Source organism: Nocardia sp. NPDC050799 (assembly GCF_040654015.1).
Lineage (GTDB): Bacteria > Actinomycetota > Actinomycetes > Mycobacteriales > Mycobacteriaceae > Nocardia.
The window spans coordinates 161,516-183,740 of the sequence record NZ_JBFAHF010000008.1 but is presented as its reverse complement, the minus strand read 5'-3'; the positions used below and the strand labels follow the sequence as shown (position 1 = coordinate 183,740).

Annotated in this window: 23 protein-coding genes; 11 read left to right on the top strand and 12 right to left on the bottom strand. The window is 68.4% G+C overall.

Annotated elements, in window-relative coordinates:
• Positions 1-95 precede the first annotated feature (95 nt).
• Together AB0H42_RS11235 and AB0H42_RS11230 are read left to right on the top strand one after the other, a co-directional pair.
• Positions 96-1,163 (top strand): YbhN family protein, encoded by a 1,068-nt coding sequence (locus AB0H42_RS11235; RefSeq protein WP_357053388.1) that lies wholly within the window; start codon positions 96-98, stop codon positions 1,161-1,163.
• Between the two features lie 54 nt (positions 1,164-1,217).
• Positions 1,218-1,586 (top strand): DUF3054 domain-containing protein, encoded by a 369-nt coding sequence (locus AB0H42_RS11230; protein ID WP_357053278.1) that lies wholly within the window; start codon positions 1,218-1,220, stop codon positions 1,584-1,586.
• Positions 1,587-1,601: 15 nt separating this feature from the next.
• On the opposite strand, the gene AB0H42_RS11225 is transcribed toward AB0H42_RS11230, so the two are convergent.
• Complete coding sequence (locus tag AB0H42_RS11225) at positions 1,602-3,275, bottom strand: NTF2-like N-terminal transpeptidase domain-containing protein (RefSeq protein WP_357053275.1); 1,674 nt, start codon at positions 3,273-3,275, stop codon at positions 1,602-1,604.
• Between the two features lie 310 nt (positions 3,276-3,585).
• On the opposite strand from AB0H42_RS11225, the gene aroQ reads away from it, so the two are divergent.
• Complete coding sequence (gene aroQ / locus AB0H42_RS11220; protein ID WP_030524894.1) at positions 3,586-4,050, top strand: type II 3-dehydroquinate dehydratase; 465 nt, start codon at positions 3,586-3,588, stop codon at positions 4,048-4,050.
• Between the two features lie 22 nt (positions 4,051-4,072).
• Here the strand turns inward: aroQ and AB0H42_RS11215 are convergent, their stop codons facing one another.
• Positions 4,073-4,528, bottom strand: a complete 456-nt coding sequence (locus AB0H42_RS11215) for a nitroreductase/quinone reductase family protein (protein WP_357053272.1) — start codon at positions 4,526-4,528, stop codon at positions 4,073-4,075.
• A gap of 267 nt (positions 4,529-4,795) precedes the next feature.
• Here AB0H42_RS11215 and AB0H42_RS11210 point away from each other — a divergent pair, with 267 nt between their 5' ends.
• The gene (locus AB0H42_RS11210) at positions 4,796-5,893 is read left to right on the top strand and encodes a zinc-binding dehydrogenase (RefSeq protein ID WP_357053269.1); all 1,098 of its coding nucleotides are present in this window, start codon (positions 4,796-4,798) and stop codon (positions 5,891-5,893) included.
• A gap of 52 nt (positions 5,894-5,945) precedes the next feature.
• A complete protein-coding gene (locus tag AB0H42_RS11205) occupies positions 5,946-6,257 on the top strand; it encodes a GNAT family N-acetyltransferase (protein WP_357053266.1) in 312 nt (103 codons plus the stop codon).
• A 41-nt stretch (positions 6,258-6,298) separates the two neighbouring features.
• Here AB0H42_RS11205 and AB0H42_RS11200 read toward each other — a convergent pair whose 3' ends face one another.
• The gene (locus tag AB0H42_RS11200) at positions 6,299-7,060 is read right to left on the bottom strand and encodes a 1-acyl-sn-glycerol-3-phosphate acyltransferase (protein WP_357053263.1); all 762 of its coding nucleotides are present in this window, start codon (positions 7,058-7,060) and stop codon (positions 6,299-6,301) included.
• Positions 7,061-7,187: 127 nt separating this feature from the next.
• Here AB0H42_RS11200 and AB0H42_RS11195 point away from each other — a divergent pair, with 127 nt between their 5' ends.
• Positions 7,188-7,847, top strand: a complete 660-nt coding sequence (locus AB0H42_RS11195; RefSeq protein ID WP_357053260.1) for a YqgE/AlgH family protein — start codon at positions 7,188-7,190, stop codon at positions 7,845-7,847.
• On the opposite strand, the gene AB0H42_RS11190 is transcribed toward AB0H42_RS11195, so the two are convergent.
• Both AB0H42_RS11190 and AB0H42_RS11185 read right to left on the bottom strand, forming a co-directional pair.
• On the bottom strand, positions 7,844-8,137 hold the full coding sequence (locus tag AB0H42_RS11190) for an ATP-binding cassette domain-containing protein (RefSeq protein ID WP_357053257.1): 294 nt from the start codon (positions 8,135-8,137) through the stop codon (positions 7,844-7,846). The genes AB0H42_RS11195 and AB0H42_RS11190 overlap by 4 nt on opposite strands.
• Positions 8,134-8,646 carry an EXLDI protein gene (locus AB0H42_RS11185; protein ID WP_357053254.1) on the bottom strand — a complete coding sequence of 171 codons (513 nt, stop codon included), beginning with the start codon at positions 8,644-8,646 and terminating at the stop codon, positions 8,134-8,136. The genes AB0H42_RS11190 and AB0H42_RS11185 overlap by 4 nt, the downstream gene beginning before the upstream one ends.
• A gap of 214 nt (positions 8,647-8,860) precedes the next feature.
• On the opposite strand from AB0H42_RS11185, the gene AB0H42_RS11180 reads away from it, so the two are divergent.
• On the top strand, positions 8,861-9,358 hold the full coding sequence (locus tag AB0H42_RS11180) for a hypothetical protein (protein WP_357053251.1): 498 nt from the start codon (positions 8,861-8,863) through the stop codon (positions 9,356-9,358).
• Positions 9,359-9,556: 198 nt separating this feature from the next.
• Here the strand turns inward: AB0H42_RS11180 and AB0H42_RS11175 are convergent, their stop codons facing one another.
• Genes AB0H42_RS11175 through AB0H42_RS11165 form a run of 3 tightly spaced genes read right to left on the bottom strand, consistent with a single transcriptional unit; the run spans position 9,557 to position 11,691 of the window.
• Positions 9,557-9,910 (bottom strand): hypothetical protein, encoded by a 354-nt coding sequence (locus tag AB0H42_RS11175; RefSeq protein ID WP_357053248.1) that lies wholly within the window; start codon positions 9,908-9,910, stop codon positions 9,557-9,559.
• Positions 9,907-10,767 (bottom strand): DUF692 domain-containing protein, encoded by an 861-nt coding sequence (locus AB0H42_RS11170; protein WP_357053245.1) that lies wholly within the window; start codon positions 10,765-10,767, stop codon positions 9,907-9,909. The genes AB0H42_RS11175 and AB0H42_RS11170 overlap by 4 nt, the downstream gene beginning before the upstream one ends.
• Before the next feature lie 3 nt (positions 10,768-10,770).
• Positions 10,771-11,691, bottom strand: coding sequence for a TIGR04222 domain-containing membrane protein (locus tag AB0H42_RS11165; RefSeq protein WP_357053242.1), 921 nt, complete (start codon positions 11,689-11,691; stop codon positions 10,771-10,773).
• Positions 11,692-12,057: 366 nt separating this feature from the next.
• Between AB0H42_RS11165 and AB0H42_RS11160 the strand changes: the two genes are divergently transcribed.
• Entirely contained in the window at positions 12,058-12,762 is a 705-nt protein-coding gene (locus tag AB0H42_RS11160) for a glycoside hydrolase family 25 protein (protein WP_357053385.1), read from the top strand.
• A 136-nt stretch (positions 12,763-12,898) separates the two neighbouring features.
• On the opposite strand, the gene AB0H42_RS11155 is transcribed toward AB0H42_RS11160, so the two are convergent.
• Together AB0H42_RS11155 and leuS are read right to left on the bottom strand one after the other, a co-directional pair.
• A complete protein-coding gene (locus AB0H42_RS11155; protein WP_357053239.1) occupies positions 12,899-14,938 on the bottom strand; it encodes a PhoX family phosphatase in 2,040 nt (679 codons plus the stop codon).
• Positions 14,939-15,068: 130 nt separating this feature from the next.
• Positions 15,069-17,963 carry a leucine--tRNA ligase gene (gene leuS / locus AB0H42_RS11150; protein WP_357053236.1) on the bottom strand — a complete coding sequence of 965 codons (2,895 nt, stop codon included), beginning with the start codon at positions 17,961-17,963 and terminating at the stop codon, positions 15,069-15,071.
• Between the two features lie 272 nt (positions 17,964-18,235).
• On the opposite strand from leuS, the gene AB0H42_RS11145 reads away from it, so the two are divergent.
• The gene (locus AB0H42_RS11145; protein ID WP_357053233.1) at positions 18,236-18,661 is read left to right on the top strand and encodes an SdpI family protein; all 426 of its coding nucleotides are present in this window, start codon (positions 18,236-18,238) and stop codon (positions 18,659-18,661) included.
• 5 nt (positions 18,662-18,666) lie between these two features.
• Here the strand turns inward: AB0H42_RS11145 and AB0H42_RS11140 are convergent, their stop codons facing one another.
• Positions 18,667-20,004: a glycogen debranching protein gene (locus AB0H42_RS11140; protein WP_357053230.1), complete on the bottom strand. Its 1,338-nt coding sequence runs from the start codon at positions 20,002-20,004 to the stop codon at positions 18,667-18,669.
• A gap of 237 nt (positions 20,005-20,241) precedes the next feature.
• Here AB0H42_RS11140 and AB0H42_RS11135 point away from each other — a divergent pair, with 237 nt between their 5' ends.
• Both AB0H42_RS11135 and AB0H42_RS11130 read left to right on the top strand, forming a co-directional pair.
• Complete coding sequence (locus AB0H42_RS11135) at positions 20,242-20,943, top strand: SDR family oxidoreductase (protein WP_357053227.1); 702 nt, start codon at positions 20,242-20,244, stop codon at positions 20,941-20,943.
• 91 nt (positions 20,944-21,034) lie between these two features.
• Positions 21,035-21,784 carry a hypothetical protein gene (locus tag AB0H42_RS11130; RefSeq protein ID WP_357053224.1) on the top strand — a complete coding sequence of 250 codons (750 nt, stop codon included), beginning with the start codon at positions 21,035-21,037 and terminating at the stop codon, positions 21,782-21,784.
• A gap of 59 nt (positions 21,785-21,843) precedes the next feature.
• Here AB0H42_RS11130 and AB0H42_RS11125 read toward each other — a convergent pair whose 3' ends face one another.
• A complete protein-coding gene (locus tag AB0H42_RS11125) occupies positions 21,844-22,140 on the bottom strand; it encodes a hypothetical protein (protein ID WP_357053221.1) in 297 nt (98 codons plus the stop codon).
• Positions 22,141-22,225 lie beyond the last annotated feature (85 nt).

Genomic DNA, 22,225 nt, shown 5'->3' with positions numbered 1-22,225 from the left:
CACGGCGGTATCGGACCAGGCAGCGGACTTCTGCGGGAGGTGTCCATTAGGCTGGGCCCGTGACGGCCAACGGTGATGCAGCGGGCACCGCTGCTGTGCCCGGGGCCGGGGCATCGGAACACATCGAGAATCGCCGCCGCAAATTCCGCTGGCTCAAATGGCTGGCCGTTTCGATCGTGCTTCTCCTGCTGATAGGTGAAGCGTTTTATCTGTGGCCGCGATTACACGAGTCGTGGCAAAAACTCACCGAAATCCATTGGGGCTGGGTCGCGCTGTGTATCGCGGCGCAAATGCTGTCCATGACCGGGTTCGGCCACGTCCAGAAACAACTGCTGCGCGCGGGCGGCGTCGAGGTGAGCCAGCATCGGTCGGCAGCGGTCGTCTACGGCGCCACCGCCATGTCGGTGACCCTGCCCGCCGGCCAGGTGTTCTCCACGGCGTTCACCTATCGGCAGACCCGGCGCTGGGGCGCCAGCCCGGTGGTCGCGTCCTGGCAGCTGGTCTTCTCCGGTGTGGTCTCCGCCGCGGGGCTGGCCCTGATCGGCGTACTCGGCACCGTGCTCGCGGGTGACCGGGTGGGTCCGGTGAATCTGATCGTCTCGGTGGCCGCGGTGGTGGCGCTGGTCTGGGCGGGGAACTACGCCTCGCGGCATCCGGGCACGCTCGAGAAGCTGCTGCACCGCGCGCTGCTGCTGGTGAACCGGGCACGCAAACGGTCCGCGGAGACCGGTATCGACAAGATCCGGGAAATGCTCGACCAGGTCGAATCGGTGAAACTGGGCACCCGGGACGGCGCGTGGGTCATCAGTTGGGCGGTGATCCACCGGCTCGCCGATATCGCCTGCCTGGGCGCTGCCTGCTATGCCATCGGCGGCGACCCCCGGTGGGCGGGGCTGCTCATCGCGTTCGCGGCGGGTAAGGCCGTCGGTTCGATCCCGTTCGCGCCGGGTGGGATCGTCTACGTGGACGCGACCCTGATCTACGGTCTCACCGCGGCCGCCGGGCTGCCCGCGGCCCAGGCGGTTGCCGCCGCGTTCGTGTACCGGCTGGTGAGTTTCGTGCTGATCGCGATCATCGGCTGGATCGTCTTCGCGTTCCTGTTCCGCACCCGCAATGCCGAGGACGACGAGTACGAGATGGAATTCTCCCAGCGCAACGCTTGAGCCGGCAGCGCACACCGTGGCCGCGGCGCCGACGCCGCGACTAGGCTGCTCGGAGTGAAATGGATCGTTGCGATCGGTGCCGACTTCGTCCTGGTGGTGCTGTTCTGCGCCCTCGGCCGCCGCAGTCACGACGAGGCCGTGCTCACCGGCCTGCTGCACACGGCGTGGCCGTTCGTGGCCGGGCTGGCCGTGGGCTGGGTCGCGGCGGTGCTGCTGGAGCGCCGCCGGACCGGTACCGAACCGCCCGACGGCTCGCGCCTGTGGCCTGCCGGTGTGGTGATCTGGTTGTGCACCCTGGTGATCGGCATGCTGCTGCGGGTGGTCGCCGGTCAGGGCACCGCCTTCAGTTTTATCGTGGTGGCGGCGCTGGTGCTGGCGTTCTTCCTGCTGGGCTGGCGCGGAGCCGTCGCGGCGATCAGGTGATCACCCGGCCGCCGCTCATTCGTCCGGCTTGGCCAGCGCCTGCAACATCCGCTCGCCCATCCGGACGACCATATCGCCGCTGTCGACATCGGCGATATGGATGGCGAACGACAGATCACCCATGCTCGCGATCAGCCAGCCGTCGTCGCCGGCCTTCGCCGAGAACCCGGTGACGTCGCGGAATCCGCGCAGTCGCGCCATCTGCGGCGCGTTCATCCCGTCCCGCATCGCCGCGCGCAGGGCCGCGTCGACAGGCCCCGGCAGCGGGCCCATGGGTGCGTCGGTCTCGCTGGGCCGGCCCCGTTCGAGCATCGGCGGGCGAGCCGTACCGTTGGTGATGGCCGCCGCCGCGATCGCCATGCCGAACGGGCTGACCAGCAGCGCGTCCGTGCCACCGCCCTGGCGAACCGGTTCCGCGCCGCCCGCCCCCGCCGGGCGCCCGGTCACTTCCTCGAGCCCGGGGACCCGGAAGTCCACGCCGACGCCGAGCATGGCGGCCGCCTCGATCACCTCCTGGTCGGTGACGTCCTCGGGTGCTTTGCCCTTGGCCGCCCCGGCCGCCTTCTTGAACAACTCGATGGCGCCGCCCACCGGGTACAGCCCGGTGAACGCGACCGGACCCTGTGCGCTCGAATAGTTGTTCTGTGCCGCCGCCACCACGGCTCCGGTGGAGGGCTGGGTGACCACGATGGAGGCGGGCGAACCCACGCTGACCACCGCGTCCTCGGCGGCACGCTGCAACCGCTGGTCCATGGTGCCCGCGATATCCGGACCGGCCGGACCCTGGCTGCCCGCCAGTTGTTTGACGAAGCGGCCGTTCTCGAACAGTTGCACACCCCAACCGGAATGCTGGTCCTGGCTCTGTTCCCAGACCTTCTTCATGGCGTCGAGGATCGGCGAGAAGATCCGGCGATCGGTGACGATGAGCCGCGGCTCCTGTTTCATCACCACGCCCGGGATCGGCGCCATCCGCGGTTCCAGAATCGCGAAATCGCCCTCGCGCAGGCTGACCGCCGTGATCGGCTTTCCGCCGGCGGCGGCCAGGTCGTCGCGGAGCGAGGCGCCGGTGATCAGGGGCGCCACCGGTTCGATGGCACGGGCCAGCGCGTCGGTGGAGGCCACCGGATCCGGCATCCGCGACGGATCGAGTTCGACGACATTGATGATCTGCTGGGTCATCAACGGTTTACCGATATTGTCGACGACCTTCGGCGGCGGGTCCGGGGTGGTGCGCACCAGCCGCACGGTGCGGTTCTGGCTGAGCTCGGGCATGACCACGGCCGGATCCCAAGAGATCCGCCAGCCGTTCGCGAGTTTGCGGACGGTGCCCTCCAGCCCGTAGGACCAGTTCTTCTGCTCGCCGAAGCTCCACTGCACATCGAGACTGAAGATGCCGGATTCGGCATCGAGTCCGATGAATTGCGCCTTCTCGTAGTCGACGGTGCCCGATTCGAGCCCCTCGAACATTTGCTGAAGGGTTGCTGAAGCTGCGGAGGGGTAGGAGGTCAACTCCGCCGCGGCGGCGTAGTCGTGCTCGTCGAGTCGTTCGGTGAATTGGTCGACGACCGCTTCGGGTCCGGTCGCCTCGGTCCCGGACCCGCACGATCCCATCGCAATTGCCAGCGCCGCCACCCCCATAAGGGCTATTGCGCCCCGGAAGCGAAAGCGGCGGGATCCCCTCACGTCCATGTCGCCCACTCTTCACTCTTGTCACACCGGTAACAAGACCACCGTACCTGAAAAATGCCTGCTTGCGAGTGATCGCAAACCCGAAACCATACCTTGTCCCACCGTGTGCAGTTGCGGCCGAGCCCAACTCGTCGCACGGCGGACCATGATCAATTATCGGGGCGCCCGAGAACACCCGGCGACGCTACGCTACCGATCGATCAGAAGCGGTGCGCCGTTACCCCGCAAGTCCGCATTCATCTAAGAGATACCCCGCCACGGTAGCTCAGAATCATCCGCCCGCGCGGGAGGTGTCGGTAGGGTTGCTGTCATGTCCGATGCCGCCGTCCCGCAAACCTCGAGCAGCCCGATTCTGGTCCTCAACGGGCCCAACTTGAATATGCTCGGCACTCGGCAACCCGAGATATACGGGTCGGAAACCCTCGACGATGTAATCGAATTGTGTCGTCGGGCCGCAGCGGCGCACGGGTGGGAGATAGCCCATTTCCAGTCGAATTCCGAGGGCGCGCTGATCGACCGGATCCACGAGGCGCGCGGCACGGTGTCGGCCATCGTGATAAATCCCGGCGGCCTGACCCACACCTCGGTGGCGCTGCGCGATGCGCTGGTCGTTCCGGAGGTGCCGATCGTCGAGGTGCACATCAGCAATGTGCACGCCCGCGAGGAGTTCCGCCGGCACTCCTACATCTCCCCCATCGCCGACGCGGTCGTCGCCGGGATGGGTATCCAGGGCTATGCCGCCGCGATCGAATACCTGCTGACCCGGCGGTCCTGACGCCCGGTTGCCGGCCGCTGCCTCATCTCGCGCTCTCGATCCGGAAAACCGGGAAGCCCGGGGCGATTTCGGCGAGTTCGGCGTCGGTGGAGTCCTTGGTGATGCCCTCGAAGAAGCGGCCGACCTCCCAGCCCCAGCGCTCGAGGTAGAGCCGCAGCAGCGGCACCTTGTCCGCGTCGGCGACCTCGATCCCGGTGAAGGCCTCGGTGCGCCGGCCCAGCCGCAGCTCGCCGGTACCGGCGACCCGCAGATTGCGCACCCACTGCGTGTGGCCGCGCGGTGCCACGAGATAACGCTGTCCGTCGGCGGCGGTCATCAGGTTCACCATGGTGGTCCGCCACTCCCCGGACTTGCGCCCGCGCACCGCCAACAACCGGGAACCGGCGACGCTGATCCCGAGCTTGGGCAGCAAGTTGGCGAGCCGGTTGAAGATCGGGTCGAAACCGGTGGGGGCGAGGTAACGGGTCGCGGCGGTCATCGTTTTCTCCTTTGTGAGCGATGCTCTCTGTTGTGAACAACAATCACACCTTTCGGCATCAATGTCAAGAGCAGTGCTCTCGTTTACACGAATCCGCAGGTAGAGTCCATACCGAAGCGCGCAGATGCGACGGTTCGGGCGGCAATTTCCGGCCGGACGGCCGAACCGGCTCCCGGCAGCACCTTTTTCTGAGACGGTGGTCGGGCCCGGCTGTTCCCACGCGGACATCGGGCGCGTGTGCCGGAACGAACGACGGAGGAGAGTGGCGTGCGGGCCGCAGTTTTCCACGGAACCGAACCCCGATTGGTGATCGAGGACATCCCGGTGCCGGTCCCCCGGCGCGGCGAGGTCCTGTTGCGGGTCACCGCCTGCGGGGTCTGCCACACCGACCTGCACGTCCTGCGCTCCGAGGTGAAATTCCCCGCGCCCGCGGTACTCGGCCACGAGGTATCCGGCGTGGTCGAACAACTCGGCGAAGGCGTGGAAACCGTCGCGGTCGGCGACAACGTGGTCTGCAGCTTCATCATGCCCTGCGGCGACTGTCGTCACTGTGTCCGCGGCGCCGAGGACCTGTGCGAGAAATTCTTCGCCCACAACCGGCTCAACGGCACCCTCTACGACGGCACGACCCGTCTCGCCCGTGCCGACGGAACCCCGCTGGCCATGTACTCGATGGGCGGACTCGCCGAATACTGCGTGGTGCCCGCCTCCGATGTCTTCGCCGTACCCGCGGATGTCGGCCTCGAGGCCGTATCGATCCTGGGTTGTAGCTCCTTCACCGCGCTCGGCGCCGTGCACACCGCCGAACTCGCACTCGGCGACCGGATCGCGGTGGTCGCGGCCGGTGGCGTGGGGTCGTCGATCGTGCAGTTCGCGGCGGCGGCCGGGGTCGCCCGGATCATCGCGATCGATATCAGCGACGACAAACTGGCCGCAGTCGCGAAACTCGGTGCCACCCATACGATCAACTCCCGCACCGAGGACGCCGCGGCCCGGGTCCGGGAGCTGACCGAAGGGCACGGGGTAGACGTGGCGTTCGAGGCGCTGGGCAGCGCCGCGACGTTCGCGACGGCCCTGGACGTACTGGACGACGGCGGCCGGGCGGTGGTGGTGGGCATCGCGCCCGCCGGCGCCACCGGCGCGGTGGACCTGGCCCGCCTGGTGCGCCGCAAACTGCAGATCCGCGGCTCCTACGGCGCGAAGGCGCGCACCGATATGCCCGCGCTACTGCGGATGGTCGCGGCGAATACGGTCCGACCGCAGGAGGTCATCACCCGCCGCTACTCGCTGGACCGGGCCGACGAGGCCTACGGCGCGCTGGCCCGCGGCGAGATCGTCGGGCGGGCGATCATCGAAATGGACTGACAGCCGCGCGTATCGATGCGAAAATTCACCGCCGAACGAGTAACGTCGAGCCATGCCGACGGAGGTCCGCAACAACACCGCACTGGAACGCTTCGAGATCACGGTCGAGGGCGAGGTCGCGGGATATACCGAATATCAGGACACCGTCGGCGAGCGCGCATTCGTGCACACCGAGGTCGACCCGCGATTCGACGGCCCGGATTACGCCCGGATCCTCGTCGAGTCCGCCTTGCATGCCACCCACGCCGAAGGGCTGGGTGTGTTACCCATGTGCCGGGTGGTCCAGCACTTCATCGAGACCAGACCGCAATACCTGTCGCTGGTACCGCACTGGGCCCGCGACCGCCTGGGGCTGCCACAGTAGGGTCGCGCCGCTGAGTCCGCAGGGGGTTCGCGGAGGGGGTTTCAGTAGGCGGCCACGGCGCCGTCGAGGGCCTGCTGCAGGTCGGTGCGGACCAGCCGGGCGATTTCCGCGGGCCGGGTCGGCAGCTCGGTTCGCGGCATACCGAAGTAGAAGCTCGCCGACTTCGCCTGCTCCTTGGTCGGCTCGACCGCCGGGTCGGTGCGTGGGCCGTAACTCAGGCCGAGACCGACCAGTGCGGGCCGGGCACCGAGTTTGGTGGTCCGGAACGCGATATGCCCGATACCCGTTCCGACCGCCTGCACCTGCGCCGGGTCGACATCGTTGCAGGTGCCCTCCGGGAAGATCGCCAGGCTGTCCCCATGGGCCAGGCGTTCGGCGCAGATATCCATCATCCGCTGCCCCGCCGCGTTCACCGCGCGCAGCCCGTGGTCGCTCCCACGGAACACCGGGATACCGCCCATCATGTCGATGCGGCGGCGCAAGGTGGCCTCCTCGAACAGCTCGTCCTTGGCCAGCACCCGGGTGCGGCCGATGATCGGCCGTAGTTCACTGCGCCAGGCGGCGGCCGCGAGGGTGTAGGGATCCAGCCGCGACAGGTGGTTCACCGCGATCAGCAACGGGGTCCGGGAGCGGATGAGGGCACCGATCGCCTCGCGCGCTCCGGCCGCGTAGCCGATCCGCGGCCGGTAGCGCCGCCCGAGCAGGGCGTAGGCACCCATCGCCTGCAGGCGGTTCTGCCGGTGTTCGCGGTAGAAGGCGTACACATCGTCGCTGTTGTCCAGGAGCACCTCGGGGGGACGCATACGGCTGACTCTACGAGGCTGTCGCGGTATGTCCAGATGGCGCGGAAACGGCGCCCGAGCGAACTTCGCGCGAAGTGAACAGTTGATCAGAGCGGCACAGTCGCGCAATAACTGCGATGATGGCCAGGTGGCGCAGGCAGATGACCCCGATGATCGCAAGACCCGGGGCGGCCGCGGTGACGGGCACGAGCCCGAACCTGGTCGTCGCGGCAACCGGCAGAGTGAGCAGACGGTGCGGGCCGGGACACTACTCGTTTCCTCGACCGACCTGGCCGAGCCCACGTTCCGCCGCACGGTGGTCTACATCATCGAGCACAACGACGCGGGAACGCTCGGGGTGGTGTTGAACCGGCACAGCGACACCCCGGTGCACGATGTGCTGCCGCAGTGGGCGGAGCTGTCGGCCCCGCCGCAGACCCTGTTCGTGGGCGGACCCGTCAAACGGGATGCCGCGCTGTGCCTGGGCACCTTGCGGGTGGGCGCGTCCATCGACGGGGCGCCGGGGCTGCGCCGGGTGGACGGCCGGGTGGTGCTGGTCGATCTGGATGCCGAACCGGACCGGATCGGCCCGCTGGTCGAGGGTGTCCGGATCTTCGCCGGGTACGCGGGCTGGACCTTCGGCCAATTGGACAGCGAACTGGCCAACGACGACTGGATCGTCGTATCCGCCCTGCCCAGTGATCCGATCGCCGGGCGGCGCGCCGATATGTGGGCGCAAGTGCTGCGCCGGCAGCCGTTGCCGCTGTCACTGCTGGCCACCCATCCGATCGAGGTCGAACGCAACTAGCGCGCCGAGAACCCCGCCGGCGAACCGGCGGGAATCGGCACGGGCGGCGTCGGATCGGTGGCCGGGTCGTGTCCGCCGACCCGGATATCGCCGGCGTCGGCGGCGATCAGGGTGCTCGGGATCTGCACGATGCTGGTCTCGGCGGCGCCGTTGGGGCCGAGCAGAGAGTAGATGGCGCCCTCGGGGACGGTGATGTCGACACCGTCGAGCACCACTTCGTCCCCGTAGGACTTGCCCAGGCCGGCCGCGCGGATGGCCGGGCTGCGTCCGTTGTTCATGGTCTTCGTCAAATATCGAGTTCTTCCACGGGTGGACGATCGGCGACCCCGGAAATCCGCCGGTAGAGCTGGTCCGGAATCTTGTCCCGCAATTCCTCCAGGGTGTCCACGACCGTGAAAACATAGTCACCCCAGTCGTGCTCGATACCGAGCAGGCGGCGCCAGTTCTTCAGGTCGCGCAGCCAGTTCGCCGATTCGGGATAGTCCGACCAATTCGAATACTGCTCGTGCAGCGCGTATTTCCCCTTGCGACCCCGGAACACCCGGATGTGTTCCATCCGCTCCTCGCCCACGTCCCGATGTTCACCGAGCAGGGCGCCCTGGAAGCGCACCTGCCGGGCACCGTTGTGGCCGACCCGGAGCACGATTTCCTCGTACCCCTCGACCTTGCCCTCCTCCAATTCGATGAAGCGCTTGAGCGCGGTGACCACCGCGCCGGACAGATTGCCGCCGACCAACTCCTGCGCGCGCTGGAACAGTGGCAGGTCGTCGTCGGCGACGTAGATGGTCTTATTCGGCATGAGCCAACTATACGTAGACATATACGTATAGGCAATAACCGACGCGCTCCCGGTTCGCAGCACCCCGGAGTGGGGCCGATCACCCCAATTGACGGCTATCTATTGAACGTGCCGTTATTTAGCGGTACGGTAGGTGATGTTCCAATAAAGCACTCCAGCGAGTGCGACCGCCCCAGATCCCCCCACCGGGGCGCGACCGAGTGAGGACCCTCCGATGAACACGAACCCCGCACAGCGCACCCGCCGCCTCGCCGCGCGAATCGCCGCGATCGCGGTCATCGCCCTCACCCCACTGGCCGTCACCGCCGGCTCCGCCCTCGCCGACGCCGGCCAGGCGACCCAGATCAGCGATTCCGGCGACAGCTTCGGCGATAGCGACAGCTGGAACGGCAACGGGGATTTCGGCTGGGACGACAACGGCCAGTACGGCTACGTCGATCACAACCAGCAGAACTACGACGGGTACGAAGACCACCTCAACAGTGGCGGCAACCAGTACCCCGACCGCGATTCGCACAACGACAACGGCGGCTACGACCAGCCGGCGGATTGGGACCGGGCGAATCACGGCGGCGGCTCCCAGAGCCCGGCCGCCTGGAACACACCCAACCCCTACATCCCGGCACCGGCGCCGAGCCTGCTGCCGGCGGTCCACCTGCCGGGCCTGCCGCAGCTGCCGTTCGCGCTGCCGGGCCTGCCGCCTCTCGCCTGAGCCGACGGCACCTATTGGGACGCCACCAAGTTGCCGTTGGATAGCGGTGCGTTATTCGGTGGATCGTTGTTGCCAAACCATAGCGAGTTCCCGCGCCGACGCGTCCGGCTCGAACACCGGCCATGGAGTGTTCGGACGGACCGGCCGAATCGGCCCGCGGCACCGGGCCACGGTCGTGGCCGGGCGCTGACCCCGGGGTCACCACGGGCGAAGTCGCTGAAGCAGCCGGGACACCGCGGGGCGGAACCCTGGACGCGACGCCGGCCATGGGACACCGCGCTCGCGGGCGAAACGCAGGGCGTCGGCCGTGGTCCCGTCCTTCGGCCGGTTCCGCGCCCATTCGACGAACCGCTCGGTGAAATCCGGGCCGGTGGCGTACACCAGGTCGGGATGGCGGGCCGCGACTTCCCGGGCCCGTTTGTGCAGCAGTGCGTGTGCCACCGCGCCCACCACGGCCGGATCGAAACCCGCCGGAACCGGCTCCCCCGCCACCAGGGCACGCACCAGGGCCGCCTGCCGATCGGCCAATCCGGGCACCTGCGCGTCCGTCACCGCAATCCCGCCCGGGCGGCCGTGGTGACCGGCGCACGGGCCGCGGCGTCGGCTATCGCGTCCAGCTCGTCGAGCAGCTCGTGGGCAGGCGGATAGTTACCGTCCCGTTCGAGCATGAGCGGAACCGGGTGATCGTGTACGAACTCGGCGACCAGCGCGAGCACCTCCGCGGGTATCGGATGCAGATGGGTGTCGTGGTAGCGACCGCCGGATTCGTGGCCGCCGGCGATATGGCAGTAGGCGATCCGCTCGGTGGGCAGGCGCCGCAGTTCGGTGCGCGGGTCACGGCCCCGGTTGCGCGCGTTCGCGTACATATTGGCGATATCGAGCAGCAGATACACCCCGGTGCGTTCGACGATCTCGGTCAGGAACTCCGCTTCGCTGAATTCGTCGTCGGGCCAGTCGAACAGCGCCGCGATGTTCTCCACCGCGAGCGGCACGTCCACACCGGCCCGGGTCCGGGTGATATTCGCGGACAGTACATCGAGCGCTTCCCGGCTGCGCGGCACCGGCAGCAGCTGACCGGCCTCGAGTCCACCCGCCCGCACGAAGGCGATGTGCTCACTCACCAGCGGCGCCGATACCGCCCGCGCGCAGGCGGCCAGATGTTCGATGCGGCGCCCGTCCACCGGTTCGGCACCGCCCAGCGACAGCGAGATGCCATGCGGGACAACAGCGGTACCCCGGTCGCGCAGCGCCGCCAGTTCCACCGGTACCTCGACCCCACCGCGGGCGCCCGAACGTAGCGATTCCGCGATGACCTCACAGAAATCGAGCCCGTCCAGCCGGTCGATCACACCGCAGATCTCCGGTCGCCAGCCGATCCCGAGCGCGGTTTCCGGTAGCGGGCCGGTCACCGGTCAGCCACCGCAGCCGCCCCCGCCACAACCCCCACCGCCACCGCAGCTGCTACCACCACCGCAGCTGCTGCCACCGCCCGTGTCGCCCGCACCGGAATCTCCCCCGGATACACCTTCCGCGCTGTACCCGGACATGGCGGTGTTCAGCGCCGGATCGAGCAGCACCAGCGCCTGCACTCCGAACAGCGCGACCGCCAACCCGGCGGCCCCGGGTCCGTAGGTCTGGTACGACGGCGAGTTCGCCGGGCGCAGATAGCGGTTGCCGCCGGTGGCCTCGGCCAACGCCGCCCGGCCCGCGGGCGTGACCCGCACCGGGGCCGCCACCCGCCATCCGGCAATTCCCAGCGCGATCAGCACGAGCAGGAGGAAGAGCACCGGCTTGCCGTTGACCAGGCCGGTGACCAGCCGGGCCACCCCGAACAGGCCGACGACCAGAATCGGCAGTGCGGCCTCCCGCAACTGCCCGGTGTACCGGCGGTTGGCCAGATAGCCGCGATCGACGAGTGTCTCACGCATCCGGTCCAGTTCGGGCCGGAGCCGAGCGGTCATCAGGGTGATGCCCGCCGTCGACTCGCCGAGCCGGTCGCGGACCGCGACGGTGAACGGATCCAGCGCGACCGTGGCTGCGGCGTTCCCGGCCGGACTACCACCGGCGTCGATGAGATCGTGACCGCGCAACAGTGCGACCGAAGCCATCACCGCCCGCCGATCGCTGGTCAGCAGACCGAGTTCGGGTGCGGTCAGAGCACCGGGCGGAGCCGACGCGGGCGCGTGCACGATCCGGTACCGCAGCCGCCGTCCGATCACCACGGCGACAACCGCGATCGGTAGGTAGAGCAGCAGGAACGCGGGACCGGAGACACCCCAGGTCTCTCCCGCGAACAGCTGCCATTCCGCCGCCGACCATCCGACAGTGCGCATAACCCACCTCCGGCTCCGCACAATATTGAAACCAGTATCCGGACCGGATCCCGGTCACGCCACGACGATTCGACACTTGTTCGTCCCGCCTACGGCGGGCCGGCTCGGGACCCCGGTGACCCCCGGGCCTTCCTCCGCCGGGCGGTCCGGACACGGGGCGGGCCCCGACCATCGATGCCGGCCATCCGTATTCGGACCACCGCGGGATCTCCGGACACGGCGGTGTAATACCGGGGAGTGCAGGTCCGCGTGCCTAGGGTCGGGACCATGACAACTGCCCGATTGAGATCGACCGTACGAAAGTCCGGCTCGCGCTTGGGGCCGGGCAGCTTCGTTCGCGGCCGCCGCCGGCCCACCGTCCTCGGCATGCTGGCATTCGCGCTGGTGGCGGGCCTCGCGCTCGTTTCCGCACCCGCGCACGCCGAACCCACCGGCCCGGATGTCTCGTCCTGGCAACACGGCGGTGGACGGCCCATCGACTGGTTCTCCGTCCGCGCGGCGGGTCACCGTTTCGCCATGGTCAAGGCCACCGAAGGCCTGGACTACGTCAACCCGTTCTTCGTTCAGGACAGTCTGCAGATGCGGTTGGCCGGGATGGCGCGCGGTACCTACCACTACGCCCGCCCGGAACTCCCGCCGGAACCGCAGGCGGCCCTCTACGCGACGATCGTCCTCGGCCAGAACGGCCCGCTGGACCTGCCGCCGGTACTGGATATCGAGCATTCCGGCGGGCTGGCGCCGGGCGCGCTGATCGATTGGACCCACCGCTACCTCAATACCGTGCAGACCCTCACCGGGCGTGTGCCGATCGTCTACACCTACCCGCGGTTCTGGCAGACCGCGATGGCCGACAGCGACCAGTTCCACCGCTACCCGCTGTGGATCGCCGACTATCGGGACCGCGCCGAACCGGAGGTACCCGGGCGCTGGCCCGCGTGGACCTTCTGGCAGCAGACCGACTCCGGCTCGATCCCGGGTATCCACGGCAACACCGATATCAACGTGTACAGCGGCGCACAGGGCGATTTCGCCCGCTTCGCCCGGATGGGCGGGCTCACCGGCAGCGGATAGCCCCGTACGCCGCGTACTCCGAGGCCAACACCCCAACCGAGCTGTGGCCGAACGCCCCGACATACGGACGCGCACGGCCGGAGCGAACGCGGAGGTACGCACGGAGCGCACGGCCGGAGCGAACGCGGAGGTACGCCTATACGCCGATCCGGCCGCCCCCGGACTTCCAGACCGCCACCACGGCCGGGCGCGGCTGGGTCGTTCCGCCGTCCGGCCAGTGCGAGGCCGGGTTCTCCACCGAGGCATCGTCGGTTTCGCCCGGATGCTGAACACACACCATGACCCGCTCCTCGGTGATCACCGGACCGCAGGTCTCGGCACCGATCGGAACCGACAGGAACTGTTTGGTCTCGCCACGCCGGTCACCGTCGAGCACCACCGCGAACAGTCCGTCGTTGGCGTCGAGGGCATTGCCGTCGGTGCTGATCCACAGGTTGCCGTACGGATCGAAGGCAAGGTTGTCGGGGCAGGAGATGGGGCTGACCTCGGTTTTGTCGTATCCCGCGAAATAGGTGTCGGCGGCGGCCGGGTCACCGCAGACCAGCAGCAGGGTCCAGGTGAACGAGGTGCCGGCGTGATCGTCGGTGAGCTCGAGTACCTGGCCGTTCTTGTTCTTGTTGCGCGGGTTGGCCTCGTCGACTCCGGCTTTGCCGTCGGTACCGCGCTTGTCGTTGTTGGTCAGCGCGACATAGACCTTGCCGGTCTTCGGGTTGGCCTCGAAGTCCTCGGGACGGTCCATCTTGGTGGCGCCCACCTTGTCACCGGCGAGTCGGGTGAACACCGCGACCTCTTCGGCGGTCATCCCGTCCACCAGCGATTCGCCGCGGCCGTCCGCGGCCGTGCGCAGGATCGGGATCCACTGCCCGGTGCCGGTGAAACCCTGATCGGAGGGGACGGTGCCCGAGCCGTCGATCCGGTCCGGGTGGTCACCGGTGAGTTTCGCGACGTAGAGGGTGCCGGCGTCCAGGATGGTCATATTGTGGCGGCGGCTCGCGGCGCCGGTACCGGGCTCGACCTTGCGCGAGGAGACGAACTTGTACATGTAGTCGAATCGCTCGTCGTCACCGGTGTAGGCGACGACGGTGCCGTCGGCGGCGACGTGGATGTTCGCCGCCTCGTGCTTGAACCGGCCCAGTGCGGTGTGCTTGACCGGGGTGGAGGCGGGATCCCACGGGTCCACTTCGACCACCCAGCCGAAGCGGTGGGATTCGTTGGGTTCGGCGGCGATATCGAATCGCTTGTCGAACTTCTCCCAGTAGTGCGGAGCGTCGGATTCGCCGATGCCGTAGCGCTTCAGCCGCGCCGCCGCCACCGGATCGGCGGATTTGCCGATGAAGTAGGCGTTGAAGTTCTCCTCGCCGGACAACACCGTGCCCCACGGGGTCACCCCGCCGGAGCAGTTGTTGACCGTACCGAGGACCTTCGTGCCGGTGGGGTCGGCGGAGGTCTTCAGCAGCGGGCTGCCGGCCGCGGGTCCGGTGAGCCGGAACTCGGTGGTCGCGGTGATCCGCCGGTTGTACTTCCCGAACGCGGGCTGCAACCGGCCGCTCCCGGGATCGCCGTGTACCTCGACCACGGAAAGACCGTGCGCGGCCATGGCGATCTCGACCTGCTCCCGGGTGATCGCCTCGGGCTTGTATCCGGGGAACATGAACTGTTCGGTCGTGTACTCGTGGTTCACCACGAGCAGGTACTTGCCCGGCTGTCCCTCGATCGGCAGCAGTCCGGCGAAATCGTTGTTGTAGCCGAACTGCTTCAGCTGCGCGGCCGGGGTCTGGCCGAAGAAATCGAATTCGGGCGCGTCCTCGAACAGCGGATCGCCCCACCGGATGACGACACCCTGTTCGTAACCCTCCGGGACGACGAGCGCGTCCTCGGTGTTCGGCGCGACCGGCGCGAACCCGGTCCCCGTGCCCCCGGAATTCGCGGCCGGACCGACCTCGGTCCCGTCGCCGCAGGCGGCGAGCGCGCTCGCCGCGCCGATCGCGACCACCGCGGCCGCACTGCCCTGCAGCAGGCGCCGCCGGGAGATCCCCGCGACGATATCCCCGAAGTAGGTGTTCGACGAGGTGTTGGGCACCTCGTGGAAGCAGGCGTTTCCGCATTTGTACTGACAGGTGACGCGAGCCCGCGATCCCGCGGGTTCGTGGGCGACAAAGAGCGCTAGAGGTTTCACAGTGGACTCCTGTTCCGGGCTGAACGCACGCACGCTAGCCCACCCAGGCGAGTCTCAGGAGACCGACGGATTAACGACCGGCCAACACAGGGACCTGGGAAAGCCCAGGCCACCGTGTCGACCGTCACCGTTACGCGACTATGTTGACCAACCGGCCGGGGACCACGATCAGTTTGCGCGGGGCCTTGCCGTCGAGCAGGGCGGCGATCTTCTCGTCGGCCAGCGCGGCCGCTTCGATCGCGGACCGGTCGGCCTCCGGATCGACCTGGATCCGGCTCCGGACCTTCCCGTTGACCTGGATCGGGTACTCCACCGTTTCCGCGGTCAGCAACGCCGGGTCGGCCACCGGGAACGGCCCGTGGGCCAGCGAGTGGGTGTGCCCCAGCCGCTCCCACAGCTCCTCGGTCATATGCGGGGCCAGCGGGGCCAGCATGAGCACCACCGGTTCCACCGCCGAACGCGGCGCGCCGCCGGGGTAGGCCTTGGTCAGGTGGTTGGTCAGTTCGATCAGTTTGGCGCCCGCGGTGTTGTCGCGCATGGCCGCCAGATCCTCGTCGACGCCGGCGATGGTCCGGTGCAGCAGCCGCAGCGTCTCGTCGGCGGGATTGCCCTCGGTGACCCGGGTCGTACCGGTCTCCTCGTCCACCACCAGCCGCCACACCCGCTGCAGGAACCGGTGCGCGCCGATGACGTCCTTGGTCGCCCACGGCCGGGAGGTGTCCAGCGGGCCCATCGACATCTCGTAGAAGCGGAACGTGTCGGCCCCGTACAAATCACAGATCTCGTCGGGGGCGATCGCGTTCTTCAGCGATTTGCCGATCTTGCCGTATTCCTGCTGCACCTCGACCTCGGTGCCGGTGGCGTCGGTCCAGTAGAACCGGCCGTCGCGTTCGGTCACCTCGGCGGCGGGCACGTAGGCGCCGCGCGCGTCGGTATAGGCGAAGGCCTGGATGTAGCCCTGGTTGAACAGCCGGCGATACGGTTCGCTGCCGCTCACCTCACCCAGATCGAACAGGACCTTCTGCCAGAACCGCGCGTACAGCAGATGCAGCACCGCGTGCTCCACCCCGCCGACATACAGGTCGACCCCACCCGGATCATCGGCGCCGTGCTCGGCGGGCCGCGGGCCCAGCCAGTAGGTTTCGTTCTCCTTCGCGCAGAACTCCGCGGAGTTGGTCGGGTCGGCGTAGCGCAGCTGGTACCAGGAGCTACCCGCCCAGTTGGGCATCACATTGGTGTCCCGGCGGTACCTGCGCGGGCCGTCGCCCAGATCCAGCTCGACCTCCACCCAGTCGGTGGCCTTGGCCAGCGGCGGGGACGGCTCCGAGTTCGCGTCGTCGGGGTCGAAGGTGACGGGCGCGAAATCGTCGAGTTCGGGCAGCCGCACCGGCAGCATCGATTCCGGCAGCGCGTGCGGCGCGCCGGCCTCGTCGTAGACGATCGGGAACGGTTCACCCCAGTACCGCTGCCGCGCGAACAGCCAGTCCCGCAGCTTGTACTGGACGGTGCCCGCACCGTGGCCGTCGGCCTCCAGCCGGGCGATCACGGTGGCTTTGGCATCGGCGATGTTCAGGCCGTCCAGGTAATCGGAGTTGATCGCCGGCCCGTCACCCGCGTAGGCCTCGCCGTCGAAATCCGCGGGCGGTTGCACGGTCCGGATGATCGGCAGGCCGAAGGCCGTCGCGAAATCCCAGTCGCGCTGATCCTGGCCGGGCACCGCCATGATCGCGCCGGTGCCGTAACCGCTCAGCACGTAGTCGGCGATGAAGATCGGGATCTGCGCGCCGTTGACCGGGTTGGTGGCATAGGCACCCAGGAAGACGCCGGTCTTGTCCTTGTTCTCCTGGCGCTCCAGATCCGATTTCGCGGCAATGGATTTTCGGTAGGCCGCCACGGCTTCGGCCGGCGTGGCACTACCGGCCGTCCAGCGCGAATCGGTGCCGTCGGGCCAGGCGGCGGCGACCAACCGGTCCACCGTCTCGTGCTCGGGGGCCAGGACCATATAGGTCGCGCCGAACAGGGTATCGGGGCGCGTGGTGAAAACCTCCACATCGCCTGCCGCGGTAGCGAACTCGACCCGCGCGCCGCGCGAGCGCCCGATCCAGTTTCGCTGCATGGCCTTGACGTTCTCCGGCCAGTCCACCCGGTCCAGATCGTCGATCAACCGGTCGGAGTAGGCGGTGATCCGCATCATCCACTGCCACAGGCGTTTACGGAACACCGGGAAGTTGCCGCGTTCGCTGCGGCCGTCGGCGGTGACCTCCTCGTTGGACAGCACCGTACCCAGCCCCGGGCACCAGTTCACCACCGAATCGGTCTGGTAGACCAGCCGGTACGAGTCGAGCAGGGCATTGCGTTCGGCGGCGGGCATACTCGCCCAGTCCTTACCGTCCGGGGCCGGGCGGGCCCCCGTGGCGAACTGCTGTGCCAGCTCCGCGATCGGACGGGCGCGGCCGATCTCCTGGTCGTACCAGGCGTTGTAGATACGCAGGAAGATCCACTGCGTCCACCTGTAGTACTCGGGGTCGGTGGTCGCGAACGAACGCCGCCGGTCGTGCCCCAGGCCCAGCCGGTCCAGCTGCCGCTGCATGGTGGCGATATTGGATTCGGTGGTGTCGCGCGGATGCGCACCCGTCTGCACCGCGTACTGCTCGGCGGGCAGACCGAACGCGTCGTACCCCAGCGCGTGCAGCACATTGCGGCCCCGCATCCGGTGGTAGCGGGCGAACACATCGGTGGCGATATAGCCCAGCGGATGGCCCACGTGCAGCCCCGCTCCCGACGGGTACGGGAACATGTCCTGGACGAACAGCTTGTCGGCCGGGACCTCGCCCGCCAGCGGACCGACCGGGTTCGGGGCGAAGAAGGTGCCGCGCTCGTTCCACCGCCGCTGCCACCGGCGCTCGATCTCCCCGGCGAGCTCGGCGGTGTACCGATGGGCGGGCGTATCACCGGCGCGACCCTGGGGTGCGCCGTGGTCTACCGAGCTCGGCCCGGCCGTCTCGGTTGCGCGGGAGTCCTGCACGGTCCTGCCTTCTCTAGCTGCTGGTGGAAAAATCCGTCTCGATAGCCTAAGACTTACGCCCTGACAAGCCCAAAAGGGTAGGGAGGCGAGCCCGCCTCCGGAATGAGATCACAATTTTTCTACCTACCCCGGACGGTCGACATCCGTGGTCGGGGCCCGCCCCCGGTTCTGGACCGACGGAGCGAAGGAGCGGAGGAGGGAAGAATCGGGGTCACAGGGCCCCGACCCGACCCACCGCAGGCGGGGCCAATCAACAGAGCTAGGCTCGGCTGGTGTTCGTTGTCGCAATTCTCCTGTTCGTCCTGGCCGTGGTGGCCCTGACGACGGGTGTGCTCGGCCTCATCGGCCGTCTGCCCGGCAACCGCTATATCGGTGTCCACACCGAGGCCGCGCTGCGGGACGAGACCGCGTTCCGGACCGCCAACAGGGTGGCCGCGCCCCCGCTGATCATCTCTGCCGCGTTGCTGTCCGCGGGCGGCCTGGTGGTCATGGCCGCCGGCGGCTTCACCGGCGTACTGGTGGCAGTGGGTGTGCTGGTCATCGCGCTGTTCACCCTCGGTGCGGGGGCGAACGCCGGCGCCCGGGCGGCCGAGGCCGTCGCGCCGCCGCCGGAACCGGCCGGGGGCTGCGGTGGGTCCTGTGGCAGCTGCTCGCTCAAGGAGATGTGCGAACCGGCGGCCGGCTCCCAGCCGGTCTGAACCGGTCAACCCAGCCAGTCCAGTACCGACGCGGCCGTCCAGGACTGCTGCATACTGCCCAGCGGTTCCCCGGTGAACGGTTCGTAGTACTCGGCGAAACTGCCGTCGCTGGCCTGACGCAGAGCTTCGGCCCGAAGCATGAACGAGCGTTCCGCCCAGCCGCGGTGGGCGAAAACCCAGGAGAACAGCCAGCTCATCACCGGCCACACCGGGCCGCGCCAGTATTCGCGCGGCCGGAAATCCTTCGACACCGGCGAAGTGGAGGGCGGGAGCGCGTAGCGCAGATCCGGGTGACCGCAGAAGCGCGGCCCCTCGAACAGGCGCAGCAGGTTGCGTTCGGTGGCCCGCGGCAGGCCGCCGCTGATCAGCGGTGCGAACATGGCCAGCGTCTCGGTGGTGATCCAGCGCTGCAGGCGGGTGTCGTAGTCGCGCGCCGCGCCGGTGCGGGCATCGGTGGTCGCGACCACCCCGGCGCGGAACCGGTCGGCCCAGCCGAAGAGTTCGCGGATATCCGATTTGGCCTGGTGGTACTCCTCACCGATCTGTCCGAGCACCTCACAGGCCAGGGCGAAGATCGCGGTCACGAACACATCCTCGACCGCGAAGTCCATCGCCGCGCTGAGGGCGTCGTCGTCGTAGCGGGCGCGGCGCATCTGCTCCACCAGCCACAGATACCGGTCGTATTCGCGATCGGTGGGCCGCTGGGTGGGGTCGGCGACGACGAGGACGTCCTCGCGCCGGTAGGGCGGCAGATCACCGGGCACCACATGCTCGTAGGCCCGGTCCCAGCGCGGAGAGTTGTCCATCCCCGATTCCCAGCCGTGGTAGAGCGTGATGCGCCCGCTGCCCAGCGGGTCGCGGGCGTGCGCCAGCCAGCGATGCCAGCGCACCAGATCGGCCCAGCGCCGGTTGAGGAATTCTTCGGCGACCGCGCGCGTACTGCGGCCGTGCCGGCGCGAATGGTCCAGGATCCGCTGGACGGCGATGGCGTGGACCGGCGGCTGGGTGATCCCGGAGGTGTCCGGGCCGTCGGGCGCGTTGGCGGCCAGCAGCCGGCATTCCCAGCGGGCCGGGCCGGGGAAGTAGCCGTCCACGCCGTTGGCGAAGACGATATGGGGGATCATGCCGTTCTTCCACTGCGCCGAGAGCAGGGTGTCGAGTTCGATCACCGCGCGTTCCACGCTCAGCGGCGCCAGCCCCACCGCCACGAATGCCGCGTCCCAGCTCCACATGTGCGGATACAGGCGGGGCGCGGCGCTGGTCATGGTTCCCAAATCGTTGCCGCGCAGCAGATAGGCCGCGCGGGCGGCGAGCTGCGTGGGAGTGAAACCTGGGTGTGCCATCTCTATATCTTGCTGGTTCGGACCGGATACGCGCTGCATCGGTGCGTGTGAACGCAATATCTACCGAGCCCCGGTTTCGCTCCGGTGTGCGGCATATTTCGGATGCGCTACACGAACTTGCCGAACCCTCGCGCCACTCCCCGGCGGGGGTGCGGTGTGTGGCACGCTGTCCGGCGGACCGCCCGGCAGGCAGCGGACCGGTGGGCGCGGTGGACGACGATACCGAGGAGTGGCGATATGCAGCAGGAAGCCGACCGCGCACCGGACGAGCAGCGGGTAGCGCTGGTCACCGGCGCCGGACGTGGCCTGGGCGCGGCGGTCGCCCGGGAGCTGGCGCCGGACCACCGGCTGTTGCTGGGCGCGCGTACCCCGGCCGGTCTGGAATCGATTCTGGCCGAACTGCCCGGGGCCACCGGATGGCCGGTGGAGCTCACCGACTACGCGGCGGTAGCGGCCGCGACGGAGCCGATCGACCGGCTGGACGTACTGGTCCACAACGCGGGTACCGCCGATCTGGGCACCATCGCGGAATCCTCGGTGCGGCAGTGGCGCGAAACACTCGAGGCCAACCTGATCGCCGTCGCGGAACTGACCCGCCTGCTGCTACCGGCCCTGCGGGCGGCGGGCGGCCATGTGGTGCTCGTCAATTCGGGTGCGGGTCTGCGTGCCAACGCCGGCTGGGCCTCGTATGCGGCCAGTAAGTTCGGTCTGCGGGCGTTCGGCGACGCACTGCGGCTGGAGGAGCCGGCGCTACGGGTGACCTCGATTCATCCGGGCCGTATCGATACCGATATGCAGCGCGCGATCGTGGCCGGAGAGGGCCGGGCCTACGAACCCGAGCAGTTCCTGCGCCCGGAGACGGTCGCGCGCGCTATCCGGACCGCGATCGATACACCACGCGACGCCCACCCCACCGAGATCGTGCTGCGGCCCTGGTGACCGTAGCTGTGCGCCGGCCCGACCGCCTCGTCGCGCGCCCCATGACCTCCGGCGACGCGCGGCCGGTCGCCGCGTGGCGTTACGACGGCCCGTGGGCTGTATACGACCCGGCGCCCGCCTGATCGAGCGGCACGACGAGGCGACTGTCGAGACGGATACGCCCGGGGCGGGTATTCCCGCGCGAAACCCGCTGTACGCCAATATTCTCGACGTCATGGGATCAGGGGAGAACAGCAGTACCTCGTCGAATCGCCGCTCGATCGTCGTGGGCTCCGCCCTGGCCGCCGCGGGCCTCGGTCTCGGCGCCGGTGTGGCAGTCGGTAAGTCGAGCGGACACGAAAGCGATACGGCGGCGGCCGAGGGATCGTTCACCGTGGTGGACCGCCGCGGCAGTCAACGCCTCTTGCTCTCGACGACGAAGCCGCCGATCGTTCTCGGCGGTAGGACCTTTCCGGCGCATGAGCGGCAGGGCCCGGACGCCACTTATCTGATCTTCAACGACGAGAAAGGTGACGAGAAGGGCGGCATCATAGCCTCGAGCGAAGGTGCCCAGATATCCCTCGACTACCCCAACGGCGATGCCGTTCATCTGCGCGCCCAGTGGGAGGGCAAGGTGGGCGGCACCGTCCTGGCCATGCGGCAGATGGGGGATCCGGACGCACCACTCGAGGAGGCACGGCATCCAAACGGTGTCCTGCTGTCCACCCATACCGAGCAGGGCACGAGCCTGATGCTGTGCGATCCCCAGGGCCGCCCGCGGATTCGGTTACAGGTGGCGACGGACGGAACTCCGTCGATCGCGATACTCGACGAGCAGGGATCGATCGTCCGGGAACTCTGACGCGAGAGATCGGCGGGCGCGCAGTGGCGCCCGCCGACGCACTTTCCGGCAGCGGTCGCTCAGTGCTCGTCGTAGTGTCCGTCGTGGGCGGCGTGCCGATGCCCGTCGTGGATGTAGTCGACATGATCGCCGTGCGGCACCGCGACATGACCGCAGCCCTCACCGTGGACATGGTTGTGCGAGGCGACCTCGGTGTGTCCCTGGCTCTCACACTCGTCGAAGTGCCCCTCGTGGGCTCGGTGCAGGTGTCCGTCGTGGACATAGTCGACGTGATCACCGTGCGGGACCGCGACATGACCGCAGTCCGGCCCGTGTACATGCGTGTGGTCGGTATGCTGATCGTGTGCCGTTGTCATCGGTGTTCCCTCTTTTCTCGAAGCGGTTGCTCTGCTCGAAACGGTCACCTGGAACTACGCACATAATTACATTACCAAGTGCGCA